The sequence below is a fragment of the Clostridioides sp. ZZV15-6598 genome (assembly GCF_020657705.1).
In the GTDB taxonomy this organism is placed as follows: domain Bacteria; phylum Bacillota; class Clostridia; order Peptostreptococcales; family Peptostreptococcaceae; genus Clostridioides; species Clostridioides difficile_F.
In genome coordinates this window covers 26,176-40,755 of record NZ_JAGWCS010000029.1, presented here as the reverse complement: position 1 = coordinate 40,755, position 14,580 = coordinate 26,176, and the positions used below count along the sequence as shown (strand labels likewise).

General features: G+C 28.0%; 17 protein-coding genes and 1 other annotated feature. Of the genes, 6 read left to right on the top strand and 11 right to left on the bottom strand.

Features of this window, described 5'->3' with window-relative positions; all coding sequences use genetic code 11:
• From KGF50_RS08055 to KGF50_RS08035, 5 genes are all read right to left on the bottom strand, one after another.
• The coding region (locus KGF50_RS08055) for an ABC transporter permease (RefSeq protein WP_227847585.1) at positions 1 to 743 on the bottom strand (743 nt) is incomplete at its 3' end.
• Complete coding sequence (locus KGF50_RS08050) at positions 744 to 1,421, bottom strand: ABC transporter ATP-binding protein (RefSeq protein ID WP_227847584.1); 678 nt, start codon at positions 1,419 to 1,421, stop codon at positions 744 to 746.
• A gap of 79 nt (positions 1,422 to 1,500) precedes the next feature.
• Positions 1,501 to 2,751: a sensor histidine kinase gene (locus KGF50_RS08045; RefSeq protein ID WP_227847583.1), complete on the bottom strand. Its 1,251-nt coding sequence runs from the start codon at positions 2,749 to 2,751 to the stop codon at positions 1,501 to 1,503.
• A complete protein-coding gene (locus tag KGF50_RS08040; protein WP_227847582.1) occupies positions 2,738 to 3,442 on the bottom strand; it encodes a response regulator transcription factor in 705 nt (234 codons plus the stop codon). Before KGF50_RS08040 ends, KGF50_RS08045 begins: the two co-directional genes overlap by 14 nt.
• Before the next feature lie 268 nt (positions 3,443 to 3,710).
• Positions 3,711 to 4,166, bottom strand: coding sequence for a hypothetical protein (locus KGF50_RS08035; RefSeq protein WP_227432827.1), 456 nt, complete (start codon positions 4,164 to 4,166; stop codon positions 3,711 to 3,713).
• Between the two features lie 206 nt (positions 4,167 to 4,372).
• Between KGF50_RS08035 and KGF50_RS08030 the strand changes: the two genes are divergently transcribed.
• The 3 genes from KGF50_RS08030 (at position 4,373) to KGF50_RS08020 (ending at position 6,444) form a co-directional block, all read left to right on the top strand.
• A complete protein-coding gene (locus KGF50_RS08030; RefSeq protein WP_227847581.1) occupies positions 4,373 to 4,762 on the top strand; it encodes a GntR family transcriptional regulator in 390 nt (129 codons plus the stop codon).
• Positions 4,755 to 5,849, top strand: coding sequence for a DUF5808 domain-containing protein (locus tag KGF50_RS08025; RefSeq protein WP_227847580.1), 1,095 nt, complete (start codon positions 4,755 to 4,757; stop codon positions 5,847 to 5,849). Before KGF50_RS08030 ends, KGF50_RS08025 begins: the two co-directional genes overlap by 8 nt.
• Positions 5,850 to 5,967: 118 nt before the next feature.
• Positions 5,968 to 6,444, top strand: coding sequence for an HD domain-containing protein (locus tag KGF50_RS08020; RefSeq protein ID WP_227847579.1), 477 nt, complete (start codon positions 5,968 to 5,970; stop codon positions 6,442 to 6,444).
• Positions 6,445 to 6,562: 118 nt separating this feature from the next.
• Here the strand turns inward: KGF50_RS08020 and KGF50_RS08015 are convergent, their stop codons facing one another.
• On the bottom strand, positions 6,563 to 7,114 hold the full coding sequence (locus KGF50_RS08015; protein WP_227847578.1) for a tryptophan transporter: 552 nt from the start codon (positions 7,112 to 7,114) through the stop codon (positions 6,563 to 6,565).
• A 170-nt stretch (positions 7,115 to 7,284) separates the two neighbouring features.
• Positions 7,285 to 7,550: a binding site (T-box leader), on the bottom strand.
• A gap of 146 nt (positions 7,551 to 7,696) precedes the next feature.
• Here KGF50_RS08015 and KGF50_RS08010 point away from each other — a divergent pair.
• From KGF50_RS08010 to KGF50_RS08000, 3 genes are all read left to right on the top strand, one after another.
• Complete coding sequence (locus KGF50_RS08010) at positions 7,697 to 8,164, top strand: pyridoxamine 5'-phosphate oxidase family protein (RefSeq protein WP_227847577.1); 468 nt, start codon at positions 7,697 to 7,699, stop codon at positions 8,162 to 8,164.
• Between the two features lie 300 nt (positions 8,165 to 8,464).
• Positions 8,465 to 9,199: a hypothetical protein gene (locus tag KGF50_RS08005; protein ID WP_227847576.1), complete on the top strand. Its 735-nt coding sequence runs from the start codon at positions 8,465 to 8,467 to the stop codon at positions 9,197 to 9,199.
• Between the two features lie 241 nt (positions 9,200 to 9,440).
• Positions 9,441 to 10,043 (top strand): TetR/AcrR family transcriptional regulator, encoded by a 603-nt coding sequence (locus KGF50_RS08000; protein ID WP_227847575.1) that lies wholly within the window; start codon positions 9,441 to 9,443, stop codon positions 10,041 to 10,043.
• A gap of 190 nt (positions 10,044 to 10,233) precedes the next feature.
• Here the strand turns inward: KGF50_RS08000 and KGF50_RS07995 are convergent, their stop codons facing one another.
• From KGF50_RS07995 to rpoD, 5 genes are all read right to left on the bottom strand, one after another.
• Positions 10,234 to 10,755 carry a GNAT family N-acetyltransferase gene (locus KGF50_RS07995; protein ID WP_227847574.1) on the bottom strand — a complete coding sequence of 174 codons (522 nt, stop codon included), beginning with the start codon at positions 10,753 to 10,755 and terminating at the stop codon, positions 10,234 to 10,236.
• A gap of 50 nt (positions 10,756 to 10,805) precedes the next feature.
• Positions 10,806 to 11,387, bottom strand: a complete 582-nt coding sequence (locus tag KGF50_RS07990) for an NAD(P)H-dependent oxidoreductase (RefSeq protein WP_227847573.1) — start codon at positions 11,385 to 11,387, stop codon at positions 10,806 to 10,808.
• A gap of 62 nt (positions 11,388 to 11,449) precedes the next feature.
• Positions 11,450 to 12,547 carry a Nif3-like dinuclear metal center hexameric protein gene (locus tag KGF50_RS07985; RefSeq protein ID WP_227847572.1) on the bottom strand — a complete coding sequence of 366 codons (1,098 nt, stop codon included), beginning with the start codon at positions 12,545 to 12,547 and terminating at the stop codon, positions 11,450 to 11,452.
• A 13-nt stretch (positions 12,548 to 12,560) separates the two neighbouring features.
• Positions 12,561 to 13,250, bottom strand: coding sequence for a class I SAM-dependent methyltransferase (locus KGF50_RS07980; RefSeq protein WP_227847571.1), 690 nt, complete (start codon positions 13,248 to 13,250; stop codon positions 12,561 to 12,563).
• A 148-nt stretch (positions 13,251 to 13,398) separates the two neighbouring features.
• A complete protein-coding gene (rpoD, locus tag KGF50_RS07975; RefSeq protein ID WP_227432810.1) occupies positions 13,399 to 14,565 on the bottom strand; it encodes an RNA polymerase sigma factor RpoD in 1,167 nt (388 codons plus the stop codon).
• Between the last annotated feature and the right edge of the window lie 15 nt (positions 14,566 to 14,580).

Here is a 14,580-nt window from a genome sequence, read left to right as displayed (position 1 = left end):
CTATCTTTATTTGTATATACATTATTACTTATTTTTCTTGTTATTTTATATATATCTTTAGGATTTTTTGCTGTTATTGATATATTAACTGTATCTTTGTTATTATCTATAGGATTAAAGTAAGTTAAACCAGTAGCAACTTGGTCAATGAGTTCAAATCCTGGTCTTTTGATTATACCTACAATTTTGAATGTCTTTTCTTTTTCATTTGCAATATAATCTCCTTCATGAAATACACTCATATCATCAATTTTTTTATTATTGCTATCAAACATGTCGCCTACTTTTAAGCTTATCTTATCTCCTACTTTTAGCTTTTTCTCCATAAGATTAACTATGTTTTCACTTAAAATAATTTCTCCATCTTTAGCTGGGAATCGACCTTCCTTTATAGAAACTCTATATCCTTCCATAGCATTTTTATCATATTGCTTAACGCTTAATATACCATTTACAGTATCTTCTATTCTAGAGTATCCAAGTTGATTAGTAAGTGCATAACTTTTTATCTCAGCTGATTTTGTTACATAGTCTATATTTTTTTTGTTTACATTGTAGAATTTAGCATGATAACTTCCATCATTTTTTATGGTCTCTCTTATTTGATAATCCATAAAACTTTCAAATATGTTACCTATACCACAAATTAATGCAGTTGAAAGTATTATTCCAATTATAGTTACAATAGTTCGTCTTTTATTTTGTTTTAGATATCTAACAGTTAGAGATGTATATAGATTCATTTACATCACCTCATCACTTTTTATAATTCCGTCTTCTATGCCTATAATCCTATCAGCCTGAAGTGCTATGTTTTTGTCATGAGTTATCATTATTAATGTCTGATTGTATTTTTTTACGGATACTTTTAATAGTTCTAGTATTTCTTTTGAGTTTTTGCTATCTAAATTACCTGTTGGTTCATCTGCTAATACTATAGATGGTCTATTAATTAAGGCACGTCCTATAGATGTTCTTTGTTGTTGACCTCCTGATAATTGATTAGGAAGATGATTTTCTCTATCGCTTAGACCCAATGTTTTCATTAAATCATTCAAGTATTCTTTATCAATCTTTCTATTATCAAGCTCTGCTGGAAGTAATATATTTTCTTTGACATTTAACACAGGAATTAAATTATAGAATTGATATATAAGACCTATATTTCTTCTTCTAAAGATTGCTAAATCCTTAGTTTTTAGATTATATATATCTACATCATTTATATAAACATTACCACTAGTCGGTCTATCAACACCTCCCAATAAGTGTAATAACGTACTCTTTCCGCTTCCACTTGGACCTGTTATTGCTATAAACTCACCTTTTTTGATAGACAAACTTACATTTTTTATTGCATCGACTTTTGTTTCATTTTTACCATAACTTTTAGTTAGATTTTCCACTCTTAAAATCTCCATAACTACCTCCAATATTTATATTCTATACTTCATATATTAGACTCAAGCTATTACTATAAAGTGAATTAAATATTACAGATTAGTCACTATTCTCATCGTATATCTTATGAAATGCTATATGAAATTCTGTTCCTTTACCTTTTTCACTATTTACATAAATATCCCCATTTTGGCTTTCTATTATGGATTTTGCCATTGCAAGTCCTATACCTACACTATCCTCTTTTGCACTACTTTTACCTCTATAGAAACGTTTAAAAATATGTGGTATATCTTTCTTATCTATTCCTTCGCCATCATCTTCTATTATTAGTTCTGAAAATAGTGGATTTTCTTTGTAAATTATACTTATATTTCCAAACTCTGGAGTATGCTCTATACAGTTTTTTATTATATTTACTAAAGCCTCCACTGACCAATCAATATCACCAACATAAGATACATCACCATTTCCTTCTATGTTTAACTTTTGATTTTTAATCTCCATAGGTATTTTCATTGGTTGCATTGCTTTATGTATAAGTTCACTAAACTTTATTTTTTCTCTCTTAAACTTTATAACTTTAGCTTCTACTTTTGATAATTTAAGCATACTTTTAATCAACCAGTCCATACGGTTTAGTTGATTTTTTATCTTGTCTAAAAAGTCTATTTTTACTTCATATGGTACATCATTATATAATAAATCGCTTAGTATAATTAAGGAAGTCATAGGAGTTTTCAACTGATGTGATATATCTGAAATTGTATTATTTAAAAATATTTTTTCTGATTTTAAAAGTTCAACTTTTTCATTAAGAATTGTTGTCATCTTCAATAACTCTGTTTTTAGAAGACCTATCTGCCCTTCTTGATTTCTATTTTTCATATCAAATTCTTTTCCCTCTGAACTATAGTAAACATACTTAGTCATATCTGATAAATCATTATACATAGCTTTAAAGTATTTAATCATCAACATAAATATCAACACAAAAATTATACAAACTAAGATTATATTTATTTTTATAGTATTTGAAAGTAATTTAGAAGTAAGAGGCTCAGAATTTACTTTAATAGTTTTATCATAGTTATACTTACTTAATATTTTCTCGCCAAATTCTACATTTTCCATAGACTTTCCTTGAGTTATTATATCTACTATATCACTTTCTAGTTTTGGATATTTGTTAACTAAAGTGCCTATTATAGCTTGATTATTTTTTACAATCATATTTTTAGTTGTATTTATATTGATTAAGCTAAATCCAGTTGATAGAAAAATTACCATCAGCATCAAAATAATATATTTACTAAAAAAGTTCTTTACTTCAGGATTATATAGAAACATTATTTTCACTTCCTATCCATTTATAACCTAGTCCTCTTACAGTTTCTATGTAAATTGGTTTACATAGATCATCTCCTATTTTTTCTCTAAGTCTTTTTATATAAACAGTTAAAGTATTATCGCTAACAAAATCATAAGTTACATCCCAAAGCTTTTCTAATATTTGAGTTCTACTCAAAACTGTATTTTTATTCTGTATAAGAATTAAAAGAAGCTTATATTCAACAGATGTCAGAAATATTTCTTTGTCATTTTTATATACTCTAGCTTCTAATGTATATATATTTAAATCTCTAAATTTGAGTATCTTCTTATTTTCTTCTATAGCATCACCTTTTCTTCTTAAAACAGCTTTTATCCTCGATATTAATTCTCTAATTCTAAAAGGCTTTGTTATATAATCATCCCCACCTATATCAAGACCCATGACAATGTTTACTTCTTCATCACAAGCAGTTAAAAATATTATAGGAATCTGAGAAAACTTTCTTATATACTCACAAAATTCATATCCTGTTCCATCTGGTAACATTACGTCCATCAGTACCATACTATATTCATTAGAAGATATCATTTCTCTCCCACTTGATAAATCCTTTGATATATCTACACTAAATCCCTCTTGCTCCAATGCATACTTTATTCCAAAAGAGATAGTGCTGTCATCCTCAACTATCAATAACTTTAACATAACTAGTTCCCTTCTTCACATTTTAATTTAAAACTATTTACATATACCACTTTTATTATACACAATTGTTTTAGATACTAAAATATATTTAGAATTACAAAATGGTCACAAACAATTAATAAAAAACATAAAAATAAAAATGCAAGTTGACACTTAACTATTTTAGAAATAATATAGATTTTTCTCAAGTTAAGCTACAACTCACATTTTAGATATTTAATTTTATATAAACTAGCATTCTCATCTGTTTCACTATTTAAAGCTTACTTTATTCTTCCTCATATTTTTTATATTCTTCTTCTTTATAAATATTATTTTTTTTGTCATCTTCATGTAAATCAATATCTTTTTTATCATTTTTAACACTATTTACATAATGCATCATTTCTTCTTGAGAAACATGTGGACAATTTTCACAATTTATTCTTCTTGAATTAAACTCTCTTACTTTTTTTTTTAATTCTTCATATTCGTAATCTTGTTTTTTATCACTACAATCACATTCATAACCAAATTCATCATATTTATAGTCATTGTATTGATTATTTCCATAATACTCTGTATCAATCATTTGAGACATTTGAGATTTAGACTTAATGTTTTTTATCATCCTATATGTTGCATATGCACCCACTCCTGTAATCACGGCTCCTGCAAACATCATTGGCTTACTCATTCCATCATCTTTTTTATTCATTTGTCTTTTAATTAAATATGTTAACATATTTTTTCTCCTTTCTGATTTCTATTTATAGATAGTATCTGTATTATTTTGATAAAAATTATGTTATTTTTAAATTACAATTTTTACAAGTAATATAAATCATCTTGTAGAATATAAATTTATATTTTGTACTTGATAACGCTTTTTATGTTATACTATATATATAACAAGTATTTTTACTTATAACGATATTATGGAGGTTTTTTATGATTTTAAATTTAGATTTTAATAGCGATAAGTCTATTTATGTACAAATTAAAGAAGAGATAACTAAAGCTATAGCTTCAGGAGAATTGAAAATAAATGAATCACTTCCATCTGTAAGAAGTATGGCTGAAAATATTGGTGTAAATCTACATACTGTAAATAAATCTTATAATGAATTAAAGGAAGAAGGATTCTTAAATATTGATAGAAGAAAAGGTGCAATTGTTGCTCAACTTCCAATGGAAACAGAAAACTCAACTCGCAAAAAAAATAGACTTGATTTAGAACTTTTAGTGGCAAAATCCTATTTATCAGGTATCAATAAAGAAGAATTTCTGACGTTAAGTAAAAATTTATTTGATAAGTATGAGGTGAAATACTATGAATAAGATTGAATGTTTTACAATATTTTCAACCTTAATTTTGATGTATGCTGCTTTTTATTTTATGCCATACCTTGTTGGCAAAAATCAGATTTATGGTGTTTCAATAAATCAAGAACATAGAAATTATCCTGAGTTTATAGTCCTTGATAAAAAATTCAAAAAACTTTTATCTTTAGGATTTATTTTAATTTTTATTTTGCTTTCAGCTCTGATTTTTATGTTTAATAAAGTAGAATTTTCTTATGCTATTAGTATTATAGGATTTATACTATATGAAGGTATATTATATATTTATATTCATAAAAAAGTTAAAGTGACTAAATCCAAAATTTGCTCTAATTCAAGTAAGAAAAATACAGATTCAAAATTGGTAATAGATATGGATTTTATAAATGAAAAAAATAAAATAATAAAAAAATTTAAGATATTATATTTAGTACTAATATTACTTACTTTTGGAATAAGTGTTTTTATACTACTTAACTATAATCAACTACCAGATTTAATTACTACTCATTCTACTATAACAGGACAACCTGACAGATTTATAGAAAAATCCTATCTTGGAGTGTTTAAATTAGTAGGCCTTGAGTTTTGTATAATGGCTTTATTATATATAACTTCTATTGGAGCTATAAAATCAAGAATTAAGATAGATACAAATAAAATTAAAGAGAGTAAAAATAAAAACATTAAATACCTAAATAAAATTGGTTATTTGTTTTTTATATTGATGACTATGATGATGGTACAATTTTTTATGATTTTTTCATCAGTAAAAACAAATGCAAATTTATTGACTATTACAAGTATAATGATGCTTTTAGTTATAATTTATTTAATAGTAACGTATATTAATTCTCCAAATTTAAAATCTAATTCTTCCTATACTCCAGATAATGATGAAAAATACTGGATGGCAGGTATTATATATAATAATCCAAATGACCCATCACTTATGGTTGATAAAAGATTTGGTATAGGATGGACTATAAATTTTGGAAATCCTATTGGAAAGATATTATACATTCTTATAGCTGTTTTTTTAATTTTTTCACTTGTTAGTGTTATAAAATCTCTTTTACTTTAAATACCATAAAAGGTATCTTACTTGTATTATTGGGTATTATATTTTGTAAGATAAGAAATATTTCATATTATCATTGAAATATAGTATTTATATATTACTAGGAATGGAGATTTGCATAATGTTGTCAAAAACTGAAATTAAATACTTTAATGATTGTGCTTCTGAGATACTTTCATCTGAAAAAGTACAACTTATGAGAACATTTCCTCATCATGGCAATGTTTCATGTCTTGAACACAGTTTATCAGTAGCATATTATAGTTATCTATTATGTAAAAAATTGCATTTAAATGTTGAGATTCAAAGCGTTATTAGAGGGGCTTTACTGCATGATTTTTTCCTTTATGACTGGCATTATAAAGGTGATAGAAAAGGATTACATGGTTTTACTCATCCTAAAGAAGCACTAAAAAACGCAAATTTATTCTTTCAAATAAATGAAAAAGAAACAGATATTATTTTAAAACATATGTGGCCACTTACTGTTAGACCTCCTAGATACAAGGAAGCCTTAATTGTTTGCTTATTAGATAAGTTTTGTTGTCTGGTTGAGACTCTAAAGATACACTCACTACTATCTCCTTACCACATATAAAATAGGTCTTTGATATTGTTATAATTTAATTTAAAAAGAGGTATTAAGATTACATTTAACTTAATACCTCTTTATTAATTTATTATTTATTTTTATCATATGCTTATAAAATATAACCTTATCCTTGATAACTTACTCTTCTTATAGACATACTTACAACTTTAAATAATAGCATACCAGCTATTAAGTTTATCAATATTGCTGGTGCCACTGCTACCATAAATAATGCTGTGAATGAACCTCCAGGAAGACCTACTATAGCTTGAGCAATTAGTAAAAATAGAGTTCCACTTATAATTGTTCCTACTGGGAATATTATTGTTGCTGCTATTAAATCTTGTTTTTTACTACTTAATCTTTTCATAAATGGTAATTTATAAATTATATACATTATCATGAACATTATATTTATTGTAATAGTTTTGTCAAGTATATTTGGAATCTGACCACCTGGAAATTTAGTTGTTAGTGCTGCAAAGATTCCTGTTACAATTCCTGCTACCAAACAAATCTTATAATCATCCTTATTTAATATCATTATTATAAACATCATTGCTAGTGATATATCTGGTTGCATTGGAAGTCCTATAGCAGGTGTAAGTTGATGTATTAATAATCCCATAGCTAAAAGTATCGCATTTAAAGTTAATTTTTTTGTATTTGTTTTCATTGTAATATTTCCCCCTAATTTGTTTAATGTTTATTTCATTTTCGCGCCAATTTTCCATATCATTCTCTTTAGCTTTAGAAGTTCATAACATCTCTTTCACCACCTTTTATTTTAAATTATATATTTTCTTTATTAATAGTTTTTGCAAAATAAAAAACTCCGTCCTAAATCAATAGGACGGAGATTATCCGCGTTGCCACCTAAATTATATAAAAAATAAGCTTAAAACTTAATTCTTATACATCTCATTATCAGGTACTTACATACCATATTCGCTGTAACGTGCGACTGACGATAAAGTCTACTCTCATAAAATATGATTTCAATTTATTCCTCTAAGGTCCATTCACTATATTCCTTCTTGCTAAGATTCCACCATCCTCAGCTCTCTATGTTGAAGCTAAACATAATTACTCTTCCTTGTCATAGGATTTTTAATTTGCTGTTGCTATTATAATATTCTAAATTTTTATAATTGTCAACTGTATTTTTTATTTTGTTTAAAATTTACAAAAAGTGTAGAATAATTTTTATAAATGCTTTAAACTTTTATTTAAATATTAAATTAGGAAGGATGATATTATGTTTAGAGAAATGAGATTAAAAAAGAGAGAAATGACAAAAGAAGATACTATAGAAGTATTAAAAAATGGTGAATTTGGTACTTTTTCTACTATAAGTGAAAATGGCTACCCTTATGGAGTTGCTGTAAATTATGTATACTTTAATGATTCTATATATTTTCATTGCGCAAGAAATGGACATAAATTAGATAATATCTCAGCAAATAACAAGGTTTCTTTCTTAGTAGTGACTAATGAAAGTGTTCTTCCAGATAAATTTAGTACTACATATGCTAGTGCTGTAGTGTTTGGAAAAGCTTCAACAGTAGACAACGAGGAAAAGAAAAATGCTCTTGTAGAAATAATAAAAAAATATTCTAAGGGCTTTATTGAAGAAGGTATGAAATACATAGAAAAAGATATAAATTTGACAACTGTAGTTAAAATAGAAATAGACCATATTTCTGGTAAAGCTTCTCGTTTATAATAATCTATACCATATAACAAAGTGGCTATATGTATGGCCACTTTAGGTATATTTATTTCTCATTATATTTATTAATTGAAAATTCCCAAAACACTTTAAAGAACTTCCTCAATACTTATGTAAATATAAAATAAAGTTACTTGTATCCAGGCTGACATAAATTTTTTCTACACTTATATAAAAACTGAAAAATAATACAGTCATACATATGTTAAATACTAAAGTCAATTGTAGAATTTTTTTGCCACTAAAATTCTCAAAAAAAGTAAGTAATTATTTAAAGAAAGGTTGAAAATAATTATGAAATTCAAGAAAAAACCAAAGTTTTTACTCATTATTACATTTTTGATAATAACTATGTTATCAACAGGAGCAACAGCTTTAGAAATCCATACATCATCACAAATACATGGTGATAGTTATATCAGCAATAGAGAAAATTTCAATACCTCTACTAATCCCAATGCAGGTGCAGACTCACAAAAAAGCAGTGATAGCTTACCTCACAATGTACAAAACCTGAAGGTTTCTTTAGACGTCTACAATGGAGGAGTAGAAATACTACCAGCCTCATCCAACAAAATAATAGCAAATTACAACAAGCAATACTACAATATTAAAATTACAGAACAAAACGGAAAATGGGTTGTATCTATATCAGGGAAAACAGCTAAAATGGGCAATTCTAGTTATGTTCAACTCCATATGCCAAATATAAAATGCAGTATGGATGTAAATGTGATTGATGGTAGCTTTAGTTATGATTTACCCGAAAATTGTAATGATACAATAAATGTTACTGCCAAAGATTCAAGTATTGAATTTACTTCAAAAAATCAATACAAAAATAGCACTATTTCTCTATTCGCAACAGATAAAGAATTTCTTAAATATGGTCTAATTAATTACCCAGATTATTTTTCTAGAACACCTAACGGATTTGAGTATAAAAATGGTACAAGAAAAAATCAAATTGATATTTCACTGACAGGATTTACTAATGTTGATTTTAGAGATTTAAAGATTAAAGATTAAAATATAGGAAACTGAGGGCTTTAGCCCTCTTTTTTGCCTTTTTGTACTTAGCTTTATATTTTGTTGCTCAATGTTTCTTTTATATACTCATGCACATACAATATTGCTGAATAAAATAGAACATATTACTTGTCTAAAAATAATAATTATAAAAACATTATTCTTTTCATTGTTGACGCTATTTATACATTGTGATATCCTTTAAGCAGAATAATATTCTGTTTAAAGGAGGATTGAATAAATGGCACGAAAACCTATTTTAGAAGGTGGTAAAAGAGAAGAAATACTTAAATGTGCTTTACAGTTGTTTCTAAAAAACGGGTATGAAAGCACCTCTATTCGTATGATATTAAATGAGGTTGGTGGAGAAGTTGGAATGTTTTATCATTACTTTTCTTCCAAACAAGAATTATTTGATGAAGCTTTAAAACTCTTTATGAAAATGCAAGGTGAACGAACGTCTAAGTTAATGAGCCACAAATCCGACACGATTTCCCCAAGAATGAAATTAAAACAACTTATAGCATGCTATGACAGTGGAATGGATGAATTTTCAAAGTTATCAGATGGAGCTATTCATTGGTCTGTTTTATCATCTATTCATGATTTAACCTTAGAGTCAATGAAACCCTCTTTTAGAATAATGATTATTGAAATATTAAAATTAGCAGATAAAAAAGACTTAAGTGAATCTAAATGGCTTACACCATTTTTGCTAAAAGGTCTCAGCGGGTTATTGCATGATAAATCATTTGCTGAAGTAAGTAAGGAAGAACAGAAGCTCTTAATTATAAGTTTACTATGCCGAACTTTACAAGTTCCACATAGCTTGTTTGAAGAATAGAAGGCTAGCAACAGTGAGCATCTATGTATTAGAATTAAAGAATGACATCAATTGCTAAAATCTGGCAATATAGTGATATTTACAGTATTGATACAAGCTAAATAGCTGAAGACTCTCTTGCAAGTAAAAGCAGAAGTGTGTATCACTCTGCTCTTCTTGCCACTAATAAATTAGCCCTACAAACTGGAAATTATTCTCCCATTATGGTCGTTCTTAAATACTGGTTAAAATTACCATACTCAACTTCTGTCAACTTTTCTGGATAAGACATCACAATTAACTGATGCCCTTTAAATTTTTCATGGTATGGAGGATGAATGTGTTCAAAATTATTTGCCTTATATCCACCTCTCTCATAAAAACCTTTTCGACTGATGGAAATTTCATTAATAGGAGGGTCTATTTCCAAAATAACAGTTTTTCCTCGCTGGTTTAACAGCTCCAAAGCTCTTTTCCCATACTTTTTATTACGCATCTGAGGCTTGATACAGAAATGTTCCACATAGATAAAACTCTCTGTCTCCCAACATAAAAGGATACCAACCATATCTTTTTCATCATAAATCAAGTTAAATTGATATTCCTCATAATTCATAATTTCTGCTTGTAAAGATGGTTTTCTCTGTTCATGAAAAGGGAAGCTTATGTTGTATAACTTTATTGCATCTAAATACAATTTATCTTCATATGTCCTTAACCTTTCAAAATGCATTTTGCTATCCTCCTATTTATAAAGCAACTTTCGATTTAATAAATGTATATCTATTTTTTATATATACTAAGATTATTTAGATAATCTCTTATACCAAACTTAACATCATCACTTGGTCTTATATCAGAATTATCTCCTGCTATATGAAGTATTCCATATGCTGGATGACCTCCTCTTGCTGTACATGGAACTGATAAAAGCGTCATCCCCATATGCTGAGCAAATATATTCATTGATTGTAAAGCCAGTTCTCCTCCTCCACGTTGTGAGCCTGCTGTAACAAAACAACCAAATATTTTTCCACTTAAAGGTGCTCCTACCCATACATCAGAAAAACTGTCCATAAACATCTTCATTTGACCAGATACATTTCCATAATATGTTGGTGAACCCATAAATATTGCATCATAATCTAGTAATTCTTTTCCAGATTTAATTACATTTATACTTTCAAATTCATCTTTATATTCCTTTGAATTTATCAAATAATACTGAGGAAGTGTTTTTGCAACTTCATCACTTACTTTAAATATATCTACCTCTATGTTCATTTCTTCAAGTACCTTTTTATACTCTCGAGCTAATAAATATGTACTCCCACAAACACTATGAAAAATTACTGCTACTTTCATTTTTATCCCCCTACTCAAAATCAAATTTATTTTTTATATAGTATTTTTATTATCAAGCATCATTAAATGATACTAAATGGATTTAAATATACATTGCTTTTTATTACTTCAATCTCTTCAAATTCATCCAAAAACCTCTTCATAACATGTTTAAATATATCTTCTGTATCAAAATGCCCACAATCAACTATACACATTCCCATGTCAAGCGCATCTTGTGCCTCATGATATTTTACATCACCAGTTATTAGAACATCTGCTCCTTGTCTCTTAGCCTTTTTCACAAAATCAGAACCAGCTCCTGTTACAACAGCAATTTTTGTTATCTCTGTATTAAGATTTCCAACTACCCTTATATGCTTCATATTTAATTTTTCTTTTATTTTATTAGAAAGATTTTCTAATGTTGTACTTTCATCAAGTTTACTTATTCTACCTAGTCCAAATGTTTTTCCTTTATTCTCTAACTTGTACAAATCATAAGCAACTTCTTCATAAGGATGTGCATCTAGCATAGAACTTATCACCCCACCTAAATGCTTCTGTGGTACTACAGTTTCAATTTTAACCTCATTTACACTTTCTATATCATTTATACTTCCAAGGAACGGATTAGAGCCTTCTAATGGCTTAAATCGGCCTTCTCCTTCTATTGAAAATGTACAGTTACTATAGTTTCCTATATAACCTGCCCCTGAATTACTTAGAGCCTTTCTCAACACTTCTGAATAATTACATGGAACATATACTGCAAGTTTGTATAAAGTCTCACTTTCAGTTACATCTAAAACCTTTGAATTATTAAATTCCATAATTTCCATAAAATAATCATTTAAACCATCAAATGCTATGTCAAAATTGGTATGCATAGAATAAAGTGCTATATCATTTTTAATGAGTTTTTGTATAAGTCTACCTTTTAAGTCTGCGCTATTAATCTTATTAATTTTTCCAAATATAAAAGGATGATGTGTAACAATTAAATCAATATTTTGAGATATAGCTTCATTGATTACATTTTCATTGGCTTCTAAGGATACCAGAATCTTTTTTACATCCATATCAAAGTCTCCAACTATAAGACCTACATTATCCCAATCTTCAGCTAAACTTAGAGGATATTTTTTTTCAATTTTTCTAGTAAGACTCTTCAGTAACATATTTACCTCCTATTTATTTTATTAAATTTTCAAGTTTTCTTATTGCCATTTTACTTTTTTCTCTCTTCTTATCTATTTCTTCTCCATTTTTACCTTCTAGTTGATTAACTATAGCACTATATGTTTTGATTTTTTTTTCTATAAAGTCATAAAAAAGAGAATCTTTATTTTCTAAAAGTTTTATTCCAACTTCAAATTGTATCTCATCTTCTATTATAGTATTTTTACCTGTATATTTGGCAACTATTATTTCATATATCCTAAAATCTTCTCTCACTAAAACCTCTTTTAAAATTTCATAACCATTATTCAGAAGATAGCGTCTAAGCTCTTCTTGTGCCTGCATAGGCTGTAATATCAATTTTTCTATACTATGTGCTACTTCTTTTTTAGCTTCTAGAAGTTCACTTATCAATATACCCCCCATACCAGCAATTATTACTTCTTCAACTTCACCTATTTCAAGTACCTCTATACCAGAACCCAATCGTAAATCAACTTTCTCTAAAAGATTGTTCTGTATGACCTCTTTTCGTGCATTGTCAAGAGGTCCTTTATTGACATCTGCCAACACTGCAAATGGAACTCTTTCCTCCTTTAGCAAATAAACTGGTATGTATCCATGGTCCGTTCCTACATCAGCTATCTTTTTACCATCTGACACCAATGATGCTATTTTTAATAATCTATCTGTTAGTTTCAAAGATATATCTCCTTTCAATTCTTTTATTTGTTCTTGATTTTAAACTAAAACCAAGATAAAAAATAATATAAAATCTCTACCACAAAATAGCCATGAGATATCACTTATCCCATGGCCTTTATTACAAAAACATTAATGATGTATCTTTTTAATCTAAATAATCTCTAAGTTTTTTTGATCTACTTGGATGTCTTAATTTTCTTAGTGCTTTTGCTTCTATTTGTCTTATTCTTTCTCTAGTTACATCAAACTCTTTTCCAACTTCTTCAAGAGTTCTAGCTCTTCCATCCTCAAGACCAAATCTAAGTTTTAATACTTTTTGCTCTCTATCATTTAATGAGCCAAGTACATCTTCTATTTGTTCTTTAAGTAATGAATATGCTGCTGCCTCAGCTGGAGCTGGTGCATCATCATCTGGAATAAAGTCTCCTAAATGACTATCCTCTTCTTCTCCTATTGGAGTTTCTAAAGATACAGGGTCTTGAGCTATTTTCATTATCTCTCTTACTTTATCTTCTGTCATTTCCATTTCTTTTGCAATTTCTTCTGGTTTTGGGTCTCTTCCAAGTTCTTGAAGCAATTGTCTTGATACTCTTATTAATTTATTTATAGTCTCTACCATATGCACTGGTATTCTTATAGTTCTCGCTTGGTCTGCTATAGCACGTGTTATAGCTTGTCTTATCCACCATGTTGCATAAGTACTAAACTTATATCCCTTTGTATAGTCAAATTTTTCAACAGCTTTTATAAGACCTAAATTTCCCTCTTGTATTAAGTCTAAGAAAAGCATACCTCTACCTACATATCTTTTTGCTATACTTACAACTAGTCTTAAGTTCGCTTCAACTAATCTTTGCTTTGCTATCTCATCGCCTTCATGCATTCTTCTAGCAAATTCTACCTCTTCATGTGGCTTAAGTAGAGGAATTTTTCCTATTTCTTTCAAGTACATTCTAACAGGGTCGTCTATACTTATCCCTTTTGGCAATGATAAATCCACAGTTTCTATTTCTATTGCAGAAGAGTCTTCATGTGAAATTACTTCTGCATCTTCATCTATGTGGCTCATATTTAAATCGTCATCAGTAGCCGAAAAGTCTATATCAGCTTTATAGTTCTTTGTTTCTGTTATTTCTATTCCCAAATTACCTAAAGTTTCATAAAGATTTTCTACCTGATCCTTATCAAGTTCAGTTTCAGAAAAAGCTTCCATTATTTCTGCAAGCGTCAATGAACCCTGCTTTTTTCCTTTTTCTATTAATGTCTTAGCGGTAACTTTTTTTAACTCTTTTTTATTCGACTTATTTTCCACACTCAAACCTCCTTT

Coding starts and splice junctions, on each gene's coding strand:
- KGF50_RS08050 (WP_227847584.1), bottom strand. CDS start 1,421: ATGGAGATTTTAAGAGTGGAAAATCTAACTAAAAGTTATGGTAAAAAT.
- KGF50_RS08045 (WP_227847583.1), bottom strand. CDS start 2,751: ATGTTTCTATATAATCCTGAAGTAAAGAACTTTTTTAGTAAATATATT.
- KGF50_RS08040 (WP_227847582.1), bottom strand. CDS start 3,442: ATGTTAAAGTTATTGATAGTTGAGGATGACAGCACTATCTCTTTTGGA.
- KGF50_RS08035 (WP_227432827.1), bottom strand. CDS start 4,166: ATGTTAACATATTTAATTAAAAGACAAATGAATAAAAAAGATGATGGA.
- KGF50_RS08030 (WP_227847581.1), top strand. CDS start 4,373: ATGATTTTAAATTTAGATTTTAATAGCGATAAGTCTATTTATGTACAA.
- KGF50_RS08025 (WP_227847580.1), top strand. CDS start 4,755: ATGAATAAGATTGAATGTTTTACAATATTTTCAACCTTAATTTTGATG.
- KGF50_RS08020 (WP_227847579.1), top strand. CDS start 5,968: ATGTTGTCAAAAACTGAAATTAAATACTTTAATGATTGTGCTTCTGAG.
- KGF50_RS08015 (WP_227847578.1), bottom strand. CDS start 7,114: ATGAAAACAAATACAAAAAAATTAACTTTAAATGCGATACTTTTAGCT.
- KGF50_RS08010 (WP_227847577.1), top strand. CDS start 7,697: ATGTTTAGAGAAATGAGATTAAAAAAGAGAGAAATGACAAAAGAAGAT.
- KGF50_RS08005 (WP_227847576.1), top strand. CDS start 8,465: ATGAAATTCAAGAAAAAACCAAAGTTTTTACTCATTATTACATTTTTG.
- KGF50_RS08000 (WP_227847575.1), top strand. CDS start 9,441: ATGGCACGAAAACCTATTTTAGAAGGTGGTAAAAGAGAAGAAATACTT.
- KGF50_RS07995 (WP_227847574.1), bottom strand. CDS start 10,755: ATGCATTTTGAAAGGTTAAGGACATATGAAGATAAATTGTATTTAGAT.
- KGF50_RS07990 (WP_227847573.1), bottom strand. CDS start 11,387: ATGAAAGTAGCAGTAATTTTTCATAGTGTTTGTGGGAGTACATATTTA.
- KGF50_RS07985 (WP_227847572.1), bottom strand. CDS start 12,547: ATGTTACTGAAGAGTCTTACTAGAAAAATTGAAAAAAAATATCCTCTA.